The organism is Bacteroides muris (ex Afrizal et al. 2022), from assembly GCF_004793475.1.
In the GTDB taxonomy this organism is placed as follows: domain Bacteria; phylum Bacteroidota; class Bacteroidia; order Bacteroidales; family Bacteroidaceae; genus Bacteroides; species Bacteroides muris.
In genome coordinates this window covers 1-19,413 of record NZ_SRYZ01000023.1, presented here as the reverse complement: position 1 = coordinate 19,413, position 19,413 = coordinate 1, and the positions used below count along the sequence as shown (strand labels likewise).

At 45.3% G+C, this 19,413-nt stretch carries 21 protein-coding genes and 1 pseudogene; 18 read left to right on the top strand and 4 right to left on the bottom strand.

The window, feature by feature from the left end:
- The first annotated feature begins 141 nt into the window (after window positions 1-141).
- From E5355_RS11065 to E5355_RS11040, 6 genes are read left to right on the top strand one after another with little or no spacing between them, the layout of a single operon-like run.
- Window positions 142-687: a DUF4199 domain-containing protein gene (locus E5355_RS11065; RefSeq protein ID WP_136010427.1), complete on the top strand. Its 546-nt coding sequence runs from the start codon at window positions 142-144 to the stop codon at window positions 685-687.
- A gap of 54 nt (window positions 688-741) precedes the next feature.
- Complete coding sequence (locus tag E5355_RS11060; protein ID WP_016273343.1) at window positions 742-1,695, top strand: glycosyltransferase family 2 protein; 954 nt, start codon at window positions 742-744, stop codon at window positions 1,693-1,695.
- A 2-nt stretch (window positions 1,696-1,697) separates the two neighbouring features.
- Window positions 1,698-2,183, top strand: coding sequence for a DUF6452 family protein (locus tag E5355_RS11055; protein ID WP_136010426.1), 486 nt, complete (start codon window positions 1,698-1,700; stop codon window positions 2,181-2,183).
- Complete coding sequence (locus E5355_RS11050) at window positions 2,152-2,919, top strand: DUF6048 family protein (RefSeq protein WP_136010425.1); 768 nt, start codon at window positions 2,152-2,154, stop codon at window positions 2,917-2,919. The genes E5355_RS11055 and E5355_RS11050 overlap by 32 nt, the downstream gene beginning before the upstream one ends.
- Window positions 2,920-2,925: 6 nt before the next feature.
- On the top strand, window positions 2,926-3,504 hold the full coding sequence (locus tag E5355_RS11045) for a manganese efflux pump MntP family protein (protein ID WP_136010424.1): 579 nt from the start codon (window positions 2,926-2,928) through the stop codon (window positions 3,502-3,504).
- 29 nt (window positions 3,505-3,533) lie between these two features.
- Window positions 3,534-4,550, top strand: a complete 1,017-nt coding sequence (locus E5355_RS11040) for an FAD:protein FMN transferase (protein ID WP_136010423.1) — start codon at window positions 3,534-3,536, stop codon at window positions 4,548-4,550.
- A 21-nt stretch (window positions 4,551-4,571) separates the two neighbouring features.
- On the opposite strand, the gene E5355_RS11035 is transcribed toward E5355_RS11040, so the two are convergent.
- The gene (locus E5355_RS11035) at window positions 4,572-4,940 is read right to left on the bottom strand and encodes a DMT family protein (protein ID WP_136010422.1); all 369 of its coding nucleotides are present in this window, start codon (window positions 4,938-4,940) and stop codon (window positions 4,572-4,574) included.
- Between the two features lie 21 nt (window positions 4,941-4,961).
- The gene (locus E5355_RS11030; protein WP_136010421.1) at window positions 4,962-5,711 is read right to left on the bottom strand and encodes an ATP-binding protein; all 750 of its coding nucleotides are present in this window, start codon (window positions 5,709-5,711) and stop codon (window positions 4,962-4,964) included.
- A 159-nt stretch (window positions 5,712-5,870) separates the two neighbouring features.
- On the opposite strand from E5355_RS11030, the gene E5355_RS11025 reads away from it, so the two are divergent.
- From E5355_RS11025 to E5355_RS11010, 4 genes are all read left to right on the top strand, one after another.
- Window positions 5,871-7,301: a tetratricopeptide repeat protein gene (locus E5355_RS11025; RefSeq protein ID WP_136010420.1), complete on the top strand. Its 1,431-nt coding sequence runs from the start codon at window positions 5,871-5,873 to the stop codon at window positions 7,299-7,301.
- Window positions 7,302-7,309: 8 nt separating this feature from the next.
- A complete protein-coding gene (locus E5355_RS11020) occupies window positions 7,310-7,780 on the top strand; it encodes an NfeD family protein (protein ID WP_136010419.1) in 471 nt (156 codons plus the stop codon).
- A 48-nt stretch (window positions 7,781-7,828) separates the two neighbouring features.
- Window positions 7,829-8,830, top strand: a complete 1,002-nt coding sequence (floA, locus tag E5355_RS11015; protein WP_136010418.1) for a flotillin-like protein FloA — start codon at window positions 7,829-7,831, stop codon at window positions 8,828-8,830.
- A 94-nt stretch (window positions 8,831-8,924) separates the two neighbouring features.
- Window positions 8,925-9,803 carry a nucleoside phosphorylase gene (locus tag E5355_RS11010; protein WP_136010417.1) on the top strand — a complete coding sequence of 293 codons (879 nt, stop codon included), beginning with the start codon at window positions 8,925-8,927 and terminating at the stop codon, window positions 9,801-9,803.
- 706 nt (window positions 9,804-10,509) lie between these two features.
- Here E5355_RS11010 and E5355_RS19895 read toward each other — a convergent pair.
- Together E5355_RS19895 and E5355_RS19890 are read right to left on the bottom strand one after the other, a co-directional pair.
- Window positions 10,510-10,746 carry a hypothetical protein gene (locus E5355_RS19895; protein WP_246866933.1) on the bottom strand — a complete coding sequence of 79 codons (237 nt, stop codon included), beginning with the start codon at window positions 10,744-10,746 and terminating at the stop codon, window positions 10,510-10,512.
- Between the two features lie 275 nt (window positions 10,747-11,021).
- A complete protein-coding gene (locus E5355_RS19890) occupies window positions 11,022-11,255 on the bottom strand; it encodes a hypothetical protein (RefSeq protein WP_246866932.1) in 234 nt (77 codons plus the stop codon).
- A gap of 224 nt (window positions 11,256-11,479) precedes the next feature.
- Between E5355_RS19890 and mnmE the strand changes: the two genes are divergently transcribed.
- From mnmE to E5355_RS10965, 8 genes and pseudogenes are all read left to right on the top strand, one after another.
- On the top strand, window positions 11,480-12,874 hold the full coding sequence (mnmE, locus tag E5355_RS11000) for a tRNA uridine-5-carboxymethylaminomethyl(34) synthesis GTPase MnmE (protein ID WP_136010416.1): 1,395 nt from the start codon (window positions 11,480-11,482) through the stop codon (window positions 12,872-12,874).
- Window positions 12,875-13,102: 228 nt separating this feature from the next.
- Window positions 13,103-14,263: a site-specific integrase gene (locus E5355_RS10995; protein WP_136010415.1), complete on the top strand. Its 1,161-nt coding sequence runs from the start codon at window positions 13,103-13,105 to the stop codon at window positions 14,261-14,263.
- Between the two features lie 11 nt (window positions 14,264-14,274).
- A complete protein-coding gene (locus tag E5355_RS10990) occupies window positions 14,275-15,783 on the top strand; it encodes a hypothetical protein (protein WP_136010414.1) in 1,509 nt (502 codons plus the stop codon).
- A gap of 57 nt (window positions 15,784-15,840) precedes the next feature.
- Window positions 15,841-16,617, top strand: a complete 777-nt coding sequence (locus E5355_RS10985) for a hypothetical protein (protein ID WP_168354325.1) — start codon at window positions 15,841-15,843, stop codon at window positions 16,615-16,617.
- Between the two features lie 158 nt (window positions 16,618-16,775).
- A complete protein-coding gene (locus E5355_RS10980) occupies window positions 16,776-17,171 on the top strand; it encodes a helix-turn-helix domain-containing protein (RefSeq protein ID WP_136010412.1) in 396 nt (131 codons plus the stop codon).
- A complete protein-coding gene (locus E5355_RS10975) occupies window positions 17,168-17,614 on the top strand; it encodes a helix-turn-helix domain-containing protein (protein WP_136010411.1) in 447 nt (148 codons plus the stop codon). Before E5355_RS10980 ends, E5355_RS10975 begins: the two co-directional genes overlap by 4 nt.
- Entirely contained in the window at window positions 17,614-18,681 is a 1,068-nt protein-coding gene (locus E5355_RS10970; protein WP_136010410.1) for an AAA family ATPase, read from the top strand. The genes E5355_RS10975 and E5355_RS10970 overlap by 1 nt, the downstream gene beginning before the upstream one ends.
- A 46-nt stretch (window positions 18,682-18,727) precedes the next feature.
- A pseudogene (locus E5355_RS10965) lies at window positions 18,728-19,357 on the top strand (CHC2 zinc finger domain-containing protein); the annotation flags it as partial.
- Between the last annotated feature and the right edge of the window lie 56 nt (window positions 19,358-19,413).

The window sequence follows — 19,413 nt, the reverse complement described above, 5'->3', positions numbered from 1 at the left end:
AGAAAAGCAGGTGACACTTTCGTGTCATCTGCTTTTTTCTTTTTGCCCCACAAAGAATCCTCTAATTTATTTAAAATCTATACATCGGCTTGCCCTTGAATCCAACTATATTTGTACCTTTGCACATTATTTCTAAGAAAGATGGCAGAAAATAAAGGTTACATGCAACGATACGCAATGCTGTTCGGCACCTATATGGGAGTTTTTTGGATATCGAAGTTCATACTCTTTCCGATAGGACTGTCGGTTCCTTTTTTACTTTTCCTTTTCATGGGACTCACGCTATGCGTACCTTTTATGGGATATTATTATGCACGGATGTATCGTAATCACGTATGCGGAGGCGGCATTAGCTTCCTGCATGCGTGGATATTCACCGTTTTCATGTACATATTTGCCGCGCTGCTTGCCGCCGTGGCACACTACATCTACTTCAGGTTCATAGACCACGGATATGTGCTCAACACTTGCGAAACGATGGTAGACACACTTGCCCAAAGCAACATGCCGGGCATGGATTCTTACATCGCCACCTATCAAGAAGCTCTGGAGACAGCCCGGCTGCTCAGCCCTATCGACATTACGCTGCAGATGATATCGTCCAATGTGTTTTGGGGTTCGATACTGGCTTTCCCCACCGCCTTGTTCGTAATGAGACGCAAAAAAGACGACGCTCCGGCAGAGTGACGGAACAGTAAAAAGGAATGTAATTTTAATTGTAAACAGAAAAATCATACATTAATGGATATTTCAGTTGTCGTACCACTATATAATGAAGAAGAATCACTCCCCGAATTGTTCGCATGGATTGAGCGAGTGATGAATGCCAACGGCTTTTCATACGAAGTAATCTTCGTCAACGACGGAAGTACCGACCGTTCCTGGCAGGTAATCGAACAATTGCAGGCACAAGCTCCGGACAAGGTACGGGGCATTAAGTTCCGCCGCAACTACGGGAAGTCGCCGGCATTGTTCTGTGGTTTCGAACAAGCGCAAGGAGACGTCGTGATAACCATGGACGCTGACCTGCAGGACAGTCCCGACGAAATACCCGAGCTCTACCGCATGATTACCCAAGAGGGGTACGACCTCGTATCGGGCTGGAAGCAGAAACGTTACGACCCGCTGTCAAAAACTCTCCCCACAAAATTGTTCAATGCCACCGCCCGCAAAGTATCGGGCATCAAAAACCTGCACGACTTTAATTGCGGACTGAAAGCGTATCGCAAAGAGGTGGTCAAGAACATAGAAGTATATGGTGAAATGCACCGTTACATCCCTTATCTGGCCAAGAATGCCGGCTTCAAGAAAATCGGTGAGAAAGTGGTGCACCACCAGGCACGCAAATACGGAAAGACCAAGTTCGGGCTGAACCGTTTTGTAAACGGGTATCTGGACCTTCTTTCCCTTTGGTTCCTTTCCCGGTTCGGCATCAAGCCCATGCATTTTTTCGGATTGCTGGGTTCGCTGATGTTCATCTTCGGCTTTATAGCCGTGGTCATAGTGGGTGTCAGCAAGTTGTACTACATGCACCATGGCATGCCCTACCGCCTTGTGACCGACTCTCCCTACTTCTACCTCTCGCTGACCTCCATGATTATCGGCACGCAACTATTCGTGGCAGGATTCCTCGGAGAACTGATTTCACGCAATGCCCCGGAACGAAACAAATATCAAATAGAGAAAACCATTTAACGATGAAAAAATTAGTCAGACTTGTCATACTCGGAGCTATCCTTTGTCCGATAGCAGGCATAGCCATTTCCTGCTCGGAAGAGGCCGACTGCTCCATGACGGCACGCCCCATGGTGAATTGCATTCTTTATAGAGTAGACCCCGAAACCCAATACGTGGAGAACGACACGCTCGACTCGCTCACCGTGACGGCATATGGCACCGACTCCATCATCATCAACAACCAGAAGAAGGTACACGACATCTCCCTGCCATTGCGCTATACGGAAGATTCCACCAAGCTGATATTCAAGTACAGCCGGACTAAGAGTGACACGATGGTGATACGCCACACCAACACCCCCTATTTCCTATCGATGGATTGCGGCTATCAGATGAAGCAGGCCATCACGAACATAACGTTCACCCGCATCTCTCTGGACTCGATATACATCAAAGACAATGAAGCAGGCATCTATGGAAAGGAAAATCTTAAGTTATTCTATTAGTCTGGTACTCTGCCTGCTGATGTTCCTCCCTCTACAGGCGCAGAACGGGAATCCTACCGCTCCCCCCCAGGGAACACCTCCCAAGAAGGAGAAGAAGGACGCGAAAGAAGAGGTGCACTATCCGTTATACAACGGCATGTCCGTGGGCCTGGACTTGTGGGGAATCGGGAGTTCCGTATTTGGAGGAGATTTCCTGAGTTCCGAAGTGGCCGTGGACGTAAACCTCAAAAACCGCTTCTTCCCTATTGCCGAACTGGGATATGGCTCCACGGACACCTGGAGCGACAAAGGCATACACTACAAAAGCAATGCCCCCTACTTCCGCATAGGAATGGACTATAACACGCTATACAAGAAGCAGCACGGACACATGCTACTCGTAGGCTTGCGCTACGGTGTAAGTAGCATTAAGTACGATGTAGACGCTTTGGGAGTGGACGACCCGATATACGGTGGCATCGTAGGTAATCCGAATCTGGACGACGAGATATGGGGAGGCAGCCTGCCCTATAGCCATAAAGGAATGAAAGGCTCCATGCAATGGGCGGAATTTTGTGTCGGTATCCGGGCGCACGTCTGGAAGGCATTGTACATGGGCTGGTCGCTACGCTTCAAGTTCAAATTGTCCGCCTCCGCCGATAAATACGGCGACCTATGGTATGTACCTGGTTTTGGGAAATATGGCTCCAACACGATGGGAGTAACCTATACGATAACTTATAAACTACCTCTATAAGCGCTTATGACAGGGTTAGAGATTTGGCTACTGGCCGTAGGACTTGCGATGGATTGTTTCGCAGTTTCTATAGCCAGCGGAATTATATTGAAACGCGTCCGGCTGCGCCCTATGCTGGTGATGAGCATCAGTTTCGGCTTTTTCCAGGCTTTGATGCCTCTGCTGGGATGGATAGGCGCAAGTTTTTTCAGCCATCTGATAGAAAGTATCGACCATTGGATAGCATTCAGTATCCTTGCCTTTCTGGGTGGACGTATGATAATGGAATCCTTCAAGGACGAAGGTTGCAAGCACGAGTATAACCCCACTAGTCTGAAGGTGGTGCTCGCTCTGGCCGTGGCAACCAGCATCGATGCATTGGCGGTAGGTGTTTCGTTTGCACTCCTCGGCATCAAGCAATTCTCAGCCATTCTTTCCCCCATCGGGATTATCGGTTTTGTATCATTCGCCTTGTCGATGGTCGGCCTGATGTTCGGCATCCGTTTTGGATGTGGCATAGCCCGCAAACTGCGCGCCGAACTTTGGGGAGGAATCATCCTCGTCATCATCGGTACCAAGATATTGATAGAGCATCTCTTCTTTTAATTAATAAAAAGTAAAAACTCAGATAGGATATGAAGAAGAAAGTACAACGAAATTTTTTATGGATTGCCCTACTGGTGCTGGGCACCATCTGGATACTTGCCCGCCACAACCAAGCCACTCCTTATCAGACAGACAATGGACTGATATTCGGTACGATATATAAAGTGACTTATCAATGCGACCAGAATCTGAAGGCTGAAATAGAAGCAGAACTCAAACGTTTTGACGGTTCCTTGTCCCCTTTCAATGATACGGCGACTATTACGCGCATCAACCGCAACGAGGACATTGTGCCCGACACATTCTTTACCAACGTCTTCCACCGAAGCATGGAAATCTCCCAAGAGACCGATGGTTCCTTCGATATCACCGTTGCCCCTTTGGCCAATGCCTGGGGATTTGGTTTCAAGAAGGGCAACTTCCCCGACTCTGCCATGATAGACAGCCTGCTGGAGATGACAGGATACGAAAAAGTAAAATTGTCCGATGAGGGGAAAGTGGTGAAAACAGACCCACGTATAATGCTCTCGTGCAGCGCTGTGGCAAAAGGATATGCAGTAGATGTCATAGCCCAACTCCTGAAGAAGAAGGGTATCTGCAACTTCATGGTCGATATAGGCGGAGAAGTGGTGGTTCATGGACAAAACCCTCAGAATAGACTTTGGCGCATCGGTTTGAATAAGCCGATAGATGACTCATTGGCGGTGAACCAAGAATTGCAAGCAGTGCTGCAAGTCACGGATTTAGGCATGGCTACATCGGGCAATTATCGCAACTACTACTACAAAGACGGAAAGAAATATGCGCATACCATCGACCCGCGTACCGGCTATCCGGTGCAACACAGCATCTTGTCTGCTACCGTCATCGCCAAAGATTGCATGAGCGCAGACGCCTATGCCACAGCATTCATGGTGATGGGGCTGGAAGAAGCAGAACGCGTAGCGGATGAGCATCCGGATATCGACGCCTGCTTCATTTATGCGGATGAAGAAGGAAAGCTTCAAACGTTTTTAACAAAAGGAATGGAGAAGTATATGAAATAATGTGCAAATACGATTAGCCCATCATTTATAAAATACAAAATATACCGCCAGAACCAGACATACAAAAGCTGCAAAATGGTTCCAATGCAGGGTTTCTCCCTTGAAAAGGACTGTTGTAAACACCGTAAAGATTATCAATGTAATAACTTCTTGAATTACTTTAAGTTGCATCAATGAAAATGGGCCTCCATTACCTAGAAAGCCTATCCGATTGGCCGGGACTTGGCAAGAATACTCAGCCAGAGCTATTACCCAGGAAAACAACACCACGGCATACAACGGCCAATTGGAAATGATTTTTGTCTCTTGTAACTTCAGATGCCCATACCAAGCAAATGTCATAAAAATATTAGATACAATCAATAGTAAAATAGTATAAAATGCCTTCATATATGTTTTTATAATTAATGGTTAATGTTTTATGATTGCAGGCAACAATTCCTCCTGCACATTCGTCATACTCCCCCATAGGCTATAGCGTGCCTCAGGATTCATTTCCTCTAATTGTTTCAGGATACCTTTCATTGTACTACGGCTGGATTGTGATTCATACGGACAATTCTTCACCTGCTTACGATACCCCCTCACTTGTGCCAACTCCATCAAATCCGCCTCATGAACCAGACACATCGGACGGATAATCGTCATATCAAACTTCTTCATCACCAGTCGGGGAGGCATGGAGCTGAATGCTCCCTGATAGGTGATATTCATCAGCAAGGTCTCCAGAATATCATCCATGTGATGGCCTAACGCGATTTTATTGCATCCCTGCTCCTTGGCTACGGTAAACAATGCCTTCCGCCTATTCCAAGAGCAAAGAAAACAAGGAGACTTACGGGTGTCGGTCGTGGCATCAAACTCCGTTTCAAAGAGCACAAAAGGCACACCCCACGACTCTACGTACTCCCTCAGATAGTCTACATCACTCTGATAAGGTATATTCTTCATCACTACATGTACGGCGATAACGGAAAAACGGGGTTTATAAACACGGGCACGGCGTGCCAACAATTCCACCAGCGCCAAAGAGTCCTTGCCTCCCGAAAGCCCAATGAGAATCTTATCGCCGTCCTCTATCAGCCCATATTCCACCACGCCTTTGCTAAACCGCTTGTCTATGCGGCGCAACATCTTTTCTTCTTCAGTAAATTGTGCCATTGATACGAGTTATGAGTTATGAATTATAGCTCTTCCGGCTGCAAAAGTAAGGCAAAAGAACGATTTAAAGAAGAATTAACAAAATAGAATTACGGAAACCGACTTTATTCACGATAAATTTGTATTTTTGACCTTATGAACAAATCAGCATGTATCAATATGAATAAAAAATATATCCTTTCCATTCTATTCGGGCTTTTGAGCATAACGACTTCCGCACAAAGTCTGGCAGAAGTCAAAGCCTTGTACGAGAAGGGAGAATACGAAGAGGCCAAGCCCACCTTCAAGAAACTTGTCAAGACACAACCTGGCAATGGAAATTACAACCTATGGTATGGTGTATGTTGCCTGGAAACCGGCGAACCCGCAGAAGCCTTGAAACATCTGGAGAGCGCTGTCAAGAAACGTGTCCCCAGCGGGCAATTCTATTTGGCCCAGGCATACAACGATTTATATCGATTCGAAGATGCCATCAATACTTACGAGGCCTACATTTCCGACTTGAGAAAGAGAAAACGCTCCACCGAAGAGGCCGAACAATTATTGGAAAAAAGCAAATCGAACTTACGCATGCTGAAAGGTGTGGAAGAGGTTTGCTTCATTGACAGCTTTGTAGTAGACAAGAAAAATTTTCTGGATGCATACAAAATCAGCCCCGAATCGGGCAAGCTGTTCATGTATGACACCTACTTCAAAAATTCCGGTAAGGAAGGCGGAACGGTATACGAAACGGAGCTGGGCAATAAGCTATATTATAGCGAAATGCAACCGGACAGTACCCTCAGTATCCTTTCGCGCAACAGGTTGCTGGACAAATGGAGTGATGGCAGCTTGTTACCCGGAAACATCAACGAGGCCATGAATGCAAACTACCCCTATGTACTTACGGACGGTATCACTATCTACTATGCCTCGGATGGCTCTGACTCGATGGGAGGATATGACATTTTCGTCACCCGTTACAATACAAATACCGACTCTTATCTGATGCCGGAAAATGTGGGCATGCCGTTCAATTCGCCCTACAACGACTACATGTACGTCATTGACGAGTTCAACGGCTTGGGATGGTTTGCCTCCGACCGCTACCAGCCCGAAGGCAAAGTGTGCATCTACGTATTCATTCCCAATTCATCCAAGCAAGTGTACAACTATGAAAGGATAGACCCGGACAAAATAATATCATTGGCACAACTTCACTCTATCAAGGACACATGGACGGACACCGATGCGGTAAAGAACGCCCAGGAAAGGCTTCGGAGCACTGCCAACACAAAGCCGCAGACCACCAAGAAGCACGATTTCCAATTCATCATTGACGACCACTCCACCTACTACCGGCTGGACGATTTCCGTTCCCCGCAGGCCAAAGCCTTGTATGGCAAATACAACCAACTGGAGCAGAGCTACAAGCAACTGCTGGAGAAACTGAAAGATATGCGTTCGGAATACTCCCGAGCCAACAAGCAGGAAAAGGACAAGATGTCTGTCGCCATCCTCGACTTAGAGCAACGCGTACGACAATTGTCTGCCGAAATGGAGCAGACCGCCATTCAGGCGCGCAATCTGGAAAAACAAGCCACCAAATAAAGAAAACTATGGATATACTCATTATCGCCGCATTGATTACAGGAGCAGTAATATTGTTCTTAGTGGAATTATTCGTAACTCCGGGCATCAGCGTTGCCGGTTTTCTGGCAGGAGGGTGCATCATCTTTGCCAACTACTATGCCTTTGCCTATATGGGCACCACGGCAGGTGCCATTACGCTTATCATATCTGCCTTGGCCTGTACCGGTTCGTTGATATGGTTCATGCGGTCCAAGACACTTGACAAAATTGCATTGAAAAAAAACATCACTTCCAAAGTAGACCGTAGTGCTGAGGAAAAAGTCAAAGTAGGCGACGTAGGCGTCACCACTACCCGCCTGGCTCTCATCGGCTATGCCGAAATCAACGGGGACATCGTGGAAGTAAAGTCATCAGACGGCTTCATGAACGAAAAGACTCCGATTATCGTAGACCGTATTGCCAACGGAGTTCTCTTAGTGGAACGGCTCAAGCAGTGAAGTTTCAGAAATCAACCTATTTATAACTAACAATTAATATTTAATCTCATGGATCCAAGCACAACTTATTTAACTGCCTTCCTCATTATAGGTGGCATTATCTTCCTGGTACTTTTCTTCCATTATGTACCGTTCTTCTTATGGCTGTCCGCCAAAGTATCGGGAGTAAACATCTCGCTGGTACAACTTTTCCTGATGCGCATTCGTAATGTCCCTCCTTATATCATTGTGCCCGGCATGATTGAAGCCCATAAAGCAGGATTGCAAAACATCACGCGCGACGAACTGGAAGCGCACTACCTTGCCGGAGGCCACGTAGAGCGGGTGGTGCACGCACTGGTATCCGCCTCTAAAGCCAATATCGAACTTCCGTTCCAGATGGCAACCGCCATCGACCTTGCCGGTCGTGACGTGTTCGAAGCCGTACAGATGTCCGTTAACCCCAAAGTAATCGATACCCCTCCCGTAACAGCTGTTGCCAAAGACGGTATCCAGCTGATTGCCAAGGCACGTGTAACAGTGCGTGCCAATATACGCCAATTAGTGGGAGGTGCCGGAGAAGACACGATTCTGGCCCGTGTAGGCGAGGGTATTGTGTCTTCCATCGGTTCGTCAGAGAATCATAAGTCCGTATTGGAGAATCCGGATTCTATCTCCAAACTGGTATTACGCAAGGGGTTGGATGCCGGAACGGCATTCGAAATTCTGTCCATTGACATCGCCGACATCGACATAGGCAAGAACATCGGTGCCACCCTGCAGATAGACCAAGCCAATGCCGACAAGAACATCGCTCAAGCCAAGGCAGAAGAACGCCGCGCCATGGCCGTAGCCACAGAGCAGGAAATGAAAGCCAAGGCACAGGAAGCCCGTGCCAAAGTTATCGAGGCAGAAGCGGAAGTACCCAAGGCCATGGCCGAAGCATTCCGCAACGGCAATCTGGGTATCATGGACTATTACCGGATGAAGAATATAGAAGCTGACACTTCCATGCGCGAAAACATTGCCAAACCGACGACGGGCAATACCAGCCAGCCGTTGAGTAAATAACTAGAAAAGTAACTGACAGAAACGCCGGAATCGGTGAACAAGAATCGGTTCCTGGCGTTTCTATTTATAAACAAAAGATTAAAACCTCAAGTATATGAAGAAATATTTCGCCTCTTCCGAACTGATTATCAATGAAGACGGTTCTGTATTTCATCTTCACGTAAAGCCCGAATGGCTGGCAGACAAGATTATCTTGGTAGGCGACCCCGGACGGGTGGCACTGGTTGCCTCCCATTTCGAAAACAAGGAATGTGAAGTGGAAAGCCGCGAGTTCAAGACCATCACCGGTACTTACCAAGGAAAACGCATCACAGTGGTTTCCACCGGTATCGGATGTGACAACATCGATATCGTGATAAACGAGTTGGATGCCCTGGCAAACATCGACTTCGAAACGCGCCAAGAAAAGCCTTGCCTACGTAGCCTTGAGTTGGTGCGTATCGGCACCTGCGGCGGCCTACAACCCTACACCCCGGTAGGAACATTCGTATGTTCCGAAAAGTCTATCGGTTTCGATGGTCTGCTCAACTTCTATGCTGGGCGCAACTCCGTGTGCGACCTGCCCATGGAACGTGCCTTCCTCAACCACATGGGATGGTCCGGTAACACGTGTGCCCCCGCCCCCTACGTTATTGATGCAAATGCTGAACTGATAGACCGCATCGCACAAGACGACATGGTACGTGGCGTAACGATTGCCGCCGGAGGCTTCTTCGGGCCTCAAGGCCGCGAGCTACGCGTGCCGCTTGCCGACCCGCACCAGAATGAGAAGATTGAAAAATTTGAATACAACGGCTACCGCATCACCAACTTCGAGATGGAAAGTTCCGCTCTGGCAGGCCTAAGCCACCTGATGGGGCACAAGGCCATGACGGTATGCATGGTCATCGCCAACCGCCTGATAAAAGAAGCAAACACGGGATACAAGAATACAATAGACACTCTTATCAAAACTGTACTCGAGCGCATCTAAGTATCCATCAAGAAACCCTACTCCCTCTCCTTCAGACAGTCTAGGGAGTAGGATTTAGCAATGACTTCATCATATCCTGCTTGACGTGCCCGTTGCTGGTCTGTATAAACTCCAAATACTCCCTCTTCTCCTCCTCATTCTCTACAAAAGAAACCATCTCGGAAAACCTACGATGGCATTCAAGGGAATACGGATTTCATGACTCATATTGACCAAAGAAAGTGTCTGCATTCGGTCGGATTCCTCTACCCTCCACTTGGCTTCGATAAGCTCCTTGGAACGACGCACACGGTCATTAATATCATGAATTACTTTCCTCTACAGGCTCTACGGTACTATGTCGGTGTCCAATCCCCACCGGAAGCATCAACATATTTGCGAACCGCACTCATCTGTCAGACACAAGGATAATTACTTTGCAGACAGAGGAATATCGAATAGTCTTATATGACCATTGTCGATTCAAGCTGTCCTATCTACCCCTGGATGAGACGCTGTTGTTCAAAGCGTTTGAGATATATGTCAATGAAGTCTTTTTCATTGGTGAACAGATGTTATGCAGTGACAAAAATTTTACGGGTGACTGCCACCTGTATTTTATCTTTTGTTTCTTCTTGACGGTTACCTGCACATAGTTGAGTTGGAGAAGAAGTAGTTACGGGTTCTTGAAGCGACTCACGCAATTTCTATAAGTATCTGTCTGAAGTCACGCAATTATTACTGTGGCTGCGCGTTCTTTAACTCCGGGGATGGTTTGCAGGCGTCTGTACTGTTCAGGGAAATACCCCTCATACAAGGCGGTGTGTTCTTTCTGACACTCGGATATCTGAGCATTTATCAAGTCTGTCATCGCCAAATACTGCTTGATTACGGTGATGTCGACTGACGAAAAGTTGCCGGTCACCGCTCCAATGATGTTGTCCCGCCCATGCTTGTTTATCATTCTTCCATGAACCAGTGAGAGAAGTTTTTCGGCATCGGTCTCGCCCTGCGATATTGCCAGTACGATGCTCTGACAACTCCTGCCATCGGTATTGGAAACGTAGTTGCTAAAGCAGAAGCCGCAACGCTACATGGCCGCGTCAAGCTTATTCTTGTTGCAGGTCATATCCTTGCTCAGATTGAAAATGAGGCGATTGAGCTTGCGCATGTCCTAAGCTACTGGGTTTGTACAAAACTCTCCCTAACAAGCTGTTTCAGCTGGCACTCGGCTATCCATTAGGCGTCCTTTGTATCGCTCTTGCAACCCGGCAGCTGCTTAATGAAATAAGGGTTGGCAAGACGAAAAGCCATGTGTTCGCACAACTTATCCCATACCGGTCCCCATACGCAGCATGGTCTCCATTCACATTCCATGACTCCATGGAGAAGCATGTAATCGCGCATCTGTCTCAGTTGGGTGGTTAACGTTCCATAAGTTTGCTTGAAAATAATGGCCTCGTCATGACGCATAATACACAAAAAACATCTTTATGTACGTCAAGGCCTGTTACGATTCTGTTTCTGTCCATGGCAAGAGATATTTTTTTGTTTTACACCCCTAATTCACGAATAACTGTGAACAAAGCACGGCATCAGTAACAGATAATTTGTGGCAGGCTTGACCTTTTTATTCTGTCGGTGTAGAAATCTAGCAATTTATATGTAAATTTGCATAAAAAAATAAGCCGAATAAAATGAACCAAGATACCATTTGTGCCATAGCCACCGCTCAAGGGGGAGCCATAGGATGTATCCGCGTCTCCGGACCAGATGCCATAGAGATAACATCCCGCATATTTACCCCTGCCCGAGAGGGGAAGAAGTTGAAGGATACCAAGCCATACACTCTTACCTTTGGCTATATCCATGAAGAAGAAAACATCATAGACGAAGTGCTTGTCAGTTTATTCCGCGCCCCCCACTCGTACACGGGCGAGGATAGCACAGAAATCATGTGCCACGGTTCAAGCTATATTCTTCAGAAGGTGTTGCAACTGCTCATCGGTAACGGTTGCCGCCTAGCCGCTCCCGGTGAATACACGCAACGATCCTTCTTAAGCGGTAAAATGGACTTAAGCCAGGCCGAAGCCGTAGCCGACCTCATCGCCTCTACCTCTGCTGCCACTCACCGCCTCGCCATAAGCCAGATGCGCGGCGGGTTCAGTAAAGAGCTAGCCTCATTACGCGACCAATTGTTGCACTTCACATCACTCATTGAACTGGAGCTGGACTTCAGCGACCACGAAGAACTAGAATTTGCAGACCGCTCCGAGCTATGTCTCCTAGCAGATGGCATAGAACAGGTAATTTCCCGTCTAGTGCAATCCTTCAGTGTAGGCAATGCCATCAAAAACGGTGTCCCCGTAGCCATCATCGGTGAAACGAACGCAGGTAAATCCACTCTGCTGAATGCACTACTAAACGAGGAACGAGCCATTGTTAGCGACATACACGGGACAACCCGCGATGTAATAGAAGACACAGTCAATCTTGGCGGGATAACCTTCAGGTTTATTGATACGGCAGGTATACGCGAAACAAATGACACCATTGAGAACTTAGGAATTGAACGAACCTTCCAGAAACTGGAGCAGGCGGAAATCGTACTCTGGATAGTCGATGCCACAAATGCCGTCTCGCGGATACCACAACTATCTAACCAGATACTTCCCCGTTGTGCAGGAAAACAGCTCATTCTCGTATTCAACAAATCTGATTTAGTTCAGGATGCCTCAACCATCCCCAACTCAGGTTTTACCGTGACCACTACTAATGTGCAATGCATCGCCATCTCTGCCAAAGGGCGTACCAACCTCGACAAACTCCAGCAAATGCTAATCTCTGCCGCTAACCTGCCCACAGTTACCCAAAATGATGTCATTGTCACGAATATCCGCCATTACGAGGCTTTGACCCATGCCCTGAAGGCCATCCACCGAGTCCAACAAGGGTTAGCAGAAAATCTATCCGGAGATTTTGTTTCACAAGATATCCGTGAATGTGTTTTCCATCTAAGCGATATTGCAGGGGAAGTCACGAACGATATGGTACTTGGAAATATTTTCGAACATTTTTGCATCGGCAAGTGATACAAAGAAAAGAAAAGCATAAAAAGAGAAAATATAAATCCGTAAAGTGCGAAAAATCAATGATTTTATGAGAATTTGTATTTTCTCTTTTTCTCCATACTTTCTGCCTGTTTTCATATTTTTTTCGTAATTTTGTCCCCAGATTGTCCCCCGAAAGGGATGCGAGGGACAAAAATCTGTCCCCCCGAAGACAATGAATCACATCTCTCATTAAAATAGGAACAGGCTATGACTAAGAAAACAACAATCCAGAAAGAACCTGTAAAATTACGGGAAAAGAAGTTGGCAAACGGTAACGTGAGCTTGTATCTCGACATCTACAGAAATGGGAAACGTCAGAAAGAGTATTTGAAACTTTATCTGATCGATGCCACTACTCCACTGGAGCGTGAGCAGAACAGACAGACATTGGCAACCGCTCAGGCTATAAAATCTAAACGCCTCATTGAAATGCAGAACGGAGAGTATTCTTTCACTCGCCAATTCAAAGAAGATACTCCCTTTTTGGAATACTATCGGAAGATGGTTAAAGAAAGACACAAGAATCCTGAATCTGAGGGAAACTGGGGTAACTGGAGAAGCTGCTTGCGTTATCTCGAAATCTATTGTGATGAGAAAACCACATTCAAAGATATTACTCCGGAGTTTATAAACGGCTTCAAGGATTTTTTGAACAATGTGGAAAAAGACACTCACAAGCGTACCGGTCCACGTAGGGAAAGGGATGTGTTTCAAGGCTTGTCCCAAAACTCAAAAGTCTCTTATTTCAACAAGCTCCGCGCCTGTATCAACCAGGCTTACGATGAAAGAATCATACCTGTAAATCCTTTGCGTGGAATCGAGGGATTCAAAGCCGCAGAAGTAAAGCGTGACTATCTGACCTTGGAAGAGGTAAAACAGTTGGCTGCTACTCCTTGCCGCTATCCTATTCTAAAAAGAGCTTTCCTCTTTTCATGCCTGACCGGACTTCGTAAAAGCGATATTCAGAAACTCACATGGAGCGAGGTTCAAAAATTTGGAGATTACACGAGAATCGTCTTCAAACAAAAGAAGACTGGTGGACAAGAGTATCTTGACATTTCCTCACAGGCTGAAAAATACCTCGGTGAAAGAGGCAACCCGGAAGATCCCGTATTTACAGGATTTACATACGGAGCTTGGACTTCATTGGAATTACAGCGTTGGAGCATGGCTGCCAATCTCAATAAGAATCTAACCTTCCACTGCGGGAGACATACCTTCGCTGTGCTTATGCTTGACTTGGGAGCGGACATCTATACTGTATCAAAACTATTAGGGCATAAAGAACTGGCGACCACACAAATTTATGCAAAGGTACTTGACAAAAACAAGCAGAATGCTGTATCGTTGATTCCTGACATTGAATAAATCCTGCGCTTATGACAAGACAAGAAACTGTTATAAAGATAACGAAGATTACCCGAATCGTAGGCGAAATGAAAAGCCAGCTGGATCTGGATGATGAAATAGAATTTGAAGCACTTGACTCTTCGTGGATGAATATCGGAAAATGGGCGAAAGAGATTTGTCTATATATGGAACAAGCCCCCTCTCCTCTTTTGGCAAACCTTATAACAAATAACGAATTTACCGTTCCTGTCGTAAACTATGTACAAAGTCATAGGCTGGAAATTGATTCTGCATACGTCAAGGTAATTGACTGTTATGCGAACAATATGCAAGCGTTGCTGTCACTTTGCAAAAGGCAAGAAGAGGAGGTGAAAGGCGAATATAAAGATTTGATTGAGCCTTTAGCCAATGAACAGGTGGCTACATTATTACAAAGAGCCATACGCGCAGGTCTCTTGGATGAACACTATCAGCCGATGCCGCAAACGAAACCGCTGCAACTGAAAGTGATAGCCTATGCTGTATCTACCATCTGCAAACTTCCCAGCACCTACATCCTTTTTGAAAAGCAATGGAAAAGGGAATATGGAAAGCGATTCAGCACTTGGCGTGTTCCGAGATACAATACGGGACTTTACGAAACGACCAAAGCCCTCTACCCGGAAGTTGACTTTACTGAATTTGAGCCAACGCATCAGACAGAGACATTCTACACACCACAGAGTGAAGAAGATATAGCAGTGTTGTATCGAGATTTAGTGAAATACGGATACATCGCACCTGACACTGGCTTGAAAACATTTGTCGGCATTTTCAATAAAAAGACATTCCGCAAGCCGGTAGAATGGATCAAAACGCAACGGCAGTTGTCCTTTTTCGTCTATCAGGCATTTTACAAATTCAACAAGAAGGACTTGTGGATAAAAGGAGAATGTTGTTTCAGCATAAACGGACACACTCCGCACAAAGCTTGTTTTGTATCAGGTTACAGTTGGATTAAGCGAGCCGGATGGTTGGATAGGTATGATGTTAAATTAAAGACTATCTGTGATAAGTTCAACCACATTGAAAATACGTTCAATGAAGAAACTTCTGATGAACGGCTCATTCATACGAGCAAAGTTGTATTTTACAGTCCGAATAGCGAAGATGAGATACATTTAATGTTCTCCGCCCTACTTGACGGTGGATATATCTCCTCCGACACCACATTTACCGCATTCAAAGGTATTTTCGACGAAACGGTATTTGAACATCCTATAGTATGGATGAAAACACAGACTTCACTTATGTATTTTGTACATTTGGCCTTTAAGCAACACAATCCCTATGATGTATGGGTAAAATGTGTAAACTGCTTCCGCTTGCAAAATGATAAAGTACCTAACAGAGAAAGTATGGATAGTAATTTTCGTTTTATAGTAAAAAAAGGATTGATGGACACATACGACATTCAACTTAAAACCATTGCAGATAACTATCTTAGCACTCAAAACAAAAATGCCATCAACGCAAAGGTGGCAAACAACAATACTTAAAATAATGTTTTATGTCAAAGAAATTATCTTTGCACCTCTCTCTTTTTGAAAAGAGCGATGCGAGGTTTCCAATGGACTCCTGCGCAGACCGGTAAAGAAGGGCTATTCCGGTTGGTTGAGCAAGCCCATAAGTCTTACAAAGACGAAGTCACCACACGGCAAAAAAGTTACAGGCGATACGTGCTTGACTTTACCCATTCACATCGGTTTCACGATGCGAATGATGCCTGGAGCAAGAATGAACATCTAAAGAATTACCACACGGTAATAGAGCTTCTGAGAAAGCATGAAATTTTGATTCGCAAACATTTCGACCATGACCTATTGGACGAAAATGGGATCATAAAACTTCTGAACGAATTTTACGCCATTGACCTGTCGGAATCCGCTACCGAGTCCGACAACAGCAGTCCGGGGAATCCTATTCAGACCAATCAGAATACCAACTTCAAACCTTTACTTGACAGACATACTCTGGACCTCATTGTGCGGCTTGCCAATGAGGTCTGTTTGTTTAAGGAAGTTTTGGATGCAGACAATGTTGCCATTTGTTATGCGGCAGACACATTGCAGACTGTGACTTCAAGAAACAACAGCAAATTGGTTTTATTGTTGGATAAACTGGCTTCACACGATGTGATAAGCTATAATTGGCAGTCCGTAATTGCCAGGAAACGACTTATCATCAGTTCTTCAGGAAAGAAACACCTGACCCAGCACGATATGTCGTCCACCCTCAATCGCATAAAAGACACCACTCCCAACGCCATAGATAAGCAGTTTCTGGCAATCATAGACAAGTACATCATTCTAATCAAAAGCAGAGAAGTGTAACAAAGGAATGACGGTTTGTTGAGAACCGTATTGAGAGTTGTGTTGATACTCAATAATCTCAACATAATCAAGCAAATACACTTATCTACCTTTGCCCTCCGTAATCGATTACCCACGGAGGGCATACCTCCTATTGTCAAATTTAACAACATCAATCAATGAGACATCGAAGAACGGCAAATGAAAACAAGATGCTCTCCAAGATGGAGAACATGATTTCCATGATGGCATCGGAGAAACCCTTTGAACGGCTCCAGACGTTGGAACAAAAGATTAACGAAGTGGATAAAATCCAAACCATCGAGAATTACATCATACAGTTGAAAGAACGTATTTGGGCTGTCAAAGAGGTGCTGACTACCGCTGAAGCCTCCGCTTATCTCGGTTTGTCCGAAAGCTATATCTACAAGCTCACTTCACTCAAACAAATACCGCATTACAAGCCCAACGGCAAATTGGTGTATTTCAATCGAAAAGAACTTTGCGAATGGGCAATGAGAAATCAAGTACAAACAGTCGGACAACCAGCCACTATAACAGGAGAAAAAATATGAACAGAAAAGAAATAGATTTATTACTCTCTCGCATGGAGGGACTGAAATCGCTCCTTGAAGATAATTCCTTGGAAAACTTCCAGCAAGAAATATTGAGAGTTGAAAATTTCCTGAAACGATTCGGATCTTTGGACGAATTGCTAACCCATCTTGGGAATGTGGAGAAAATCGCTTATACGGCAAAAGATTTTCTCAATATAGACGAAGTGGCAGCTTATCTACAAGTGTCCAAAGGGTACGTTTATAAGCTGACCATGCTAAAAGAGCTTACCGTATATAAACCCAATGGGAAAAATATCTTCATTCTCAGAGACGACCTGAATCAATGGATAAAACGCAACCCTTCCTTCTCCAATAGCGAGATTGAAAGGCAAGCAAATATCATTGCTTATGCCTTGGATCAGAAGAATAAGAACAAACCAACAAAAGGAGGCCGAAAATAATGCAAACAGATATGATGCAACCCAATAATTACCGGATAGACGAATCAAAATACAAGTCTTTGCTGAAATATATCCGGCTGAGTGTTACCGAAAAGTATGAGTTTCCACAGGAAATCGTACAAATAGACGGTGTTACCGTTGCCACGATAGGAAATTTCAGTGCTTCCACCGGTAAACCCAAAAGCAAAAAGACATTCAATGTCAGTGCCATTGTCGCATCGGCTCTTTCCGGAAAGGAGATTCTAAAGTACAAAGCCGATTTGCCGGCTTGCAAGAATAGAATCCTATACATCGACACAGAACAAAGCAAGTGCCATTGCCACAAAGTGCTTCATCGAATCCTAAAACTGGCCGGACTTCCTACCGACCAAGAAAACGACAATATCCAGTTTTTGGTTCTGCGAGAATACACTCCCGACCAAAGGAGAGACATTATACGATGGGCACTCCACGAAGAACAACACATCGGACTCGTAATCATTGACGGCATCCGTGATCTGATCCATGACATAAACAGTCCCAGTGAATCTCTTGACATTATCAACGAACTGATGAGATGGTCAAGTTATTACGAGCTGCACATCCACACCGTGTTACATCTAAACAAAGGGGATGACAATACCAGAGGGCATATCGGAACAGAACTGAACAATAAGGCCGAGACTATCCTGCAAATATCAAAAAACAATGAAAATGGGAAAATCAGTGAGGTAAGAGCCATGCACATAAGAGACCGGGAATTTACACCTTTTGCTTTTGAAATCGGAGAAGACTCCCTCCCGCACTTGGTAAAAGAACACCAATTCAAAAAGAACAAAATGGACAGACTGACTTCCTATACGGATATGACCGAGCAGCAACACCGAACCGCTCTAGAGTCAACCTTCGCAGAAAGTGCGGAATATGGCTATCAGTCTCTGCTTGATGCTCTAAAAAAAGGATACGAGAGCATTGGGTATTCACGAGGAAGAAACACACTGGTAAACTTGTGTAAATTTCTGTTGGAACATCATGCCATTACAAAAAACGGCCGTACCTATTCCTATAATCCTTCATTCCACCTCTAACCGGTATGGTTTAGTTTGTGGGTATATATAAGTAAACCATACTAAAATGAATATCAACGAAGCAAAACAGATACGGCTTGTGGAATATCTGCGGATAACCGGCCACCACCCTGTCAATGTCAGGGGTTATCAGTATTGGTATCTCTCGCCGCTAAGGGAGGAACGCACTCCGTCTTTCAAAGTCAATGACAATCTCAACGAATGGTACGACTTTGGACTTTCTGCCGGTGGGGACATCATAGAACTTGGGAAATACCTCTATAAAACAAGCAATGTAAGTACGGTACTGCTGCGTATCAGCGAGAATGCCATTGGTGTGCCGGGACAACAGTTACAGAGCCGAACCGTCCGACCCTGCCCTGTAGAGGATGAGATGGAGAATGTGGAAGTGGTGGATTTGAACCACTACGCCCTACTCTCTTATCTGCGTTCAAGGGGCATAAGTGAAGAAGTCGGCAGAACCTATTGTAAGGAGATACACTATGAACTGCGCAAACGGCACTATTTTGCCATAGCCTTTGAGAACATCAAGGGCGGTTACGAAGTCCGCAATCCTTATTATAAAGGATGTATCAAAGGCAAGGACATATCCGTCATCAGGTACAACAGGGATGTCATCCAAAGACACGTCTGCGTTTTTGAGGGGTTTGTGGATTTCCTCTCTTATCTAATGTTGCCACTACTGTCCCATTAAAATCTGAAAAAGTTCTTTGAAATTATTGAAATATAGTT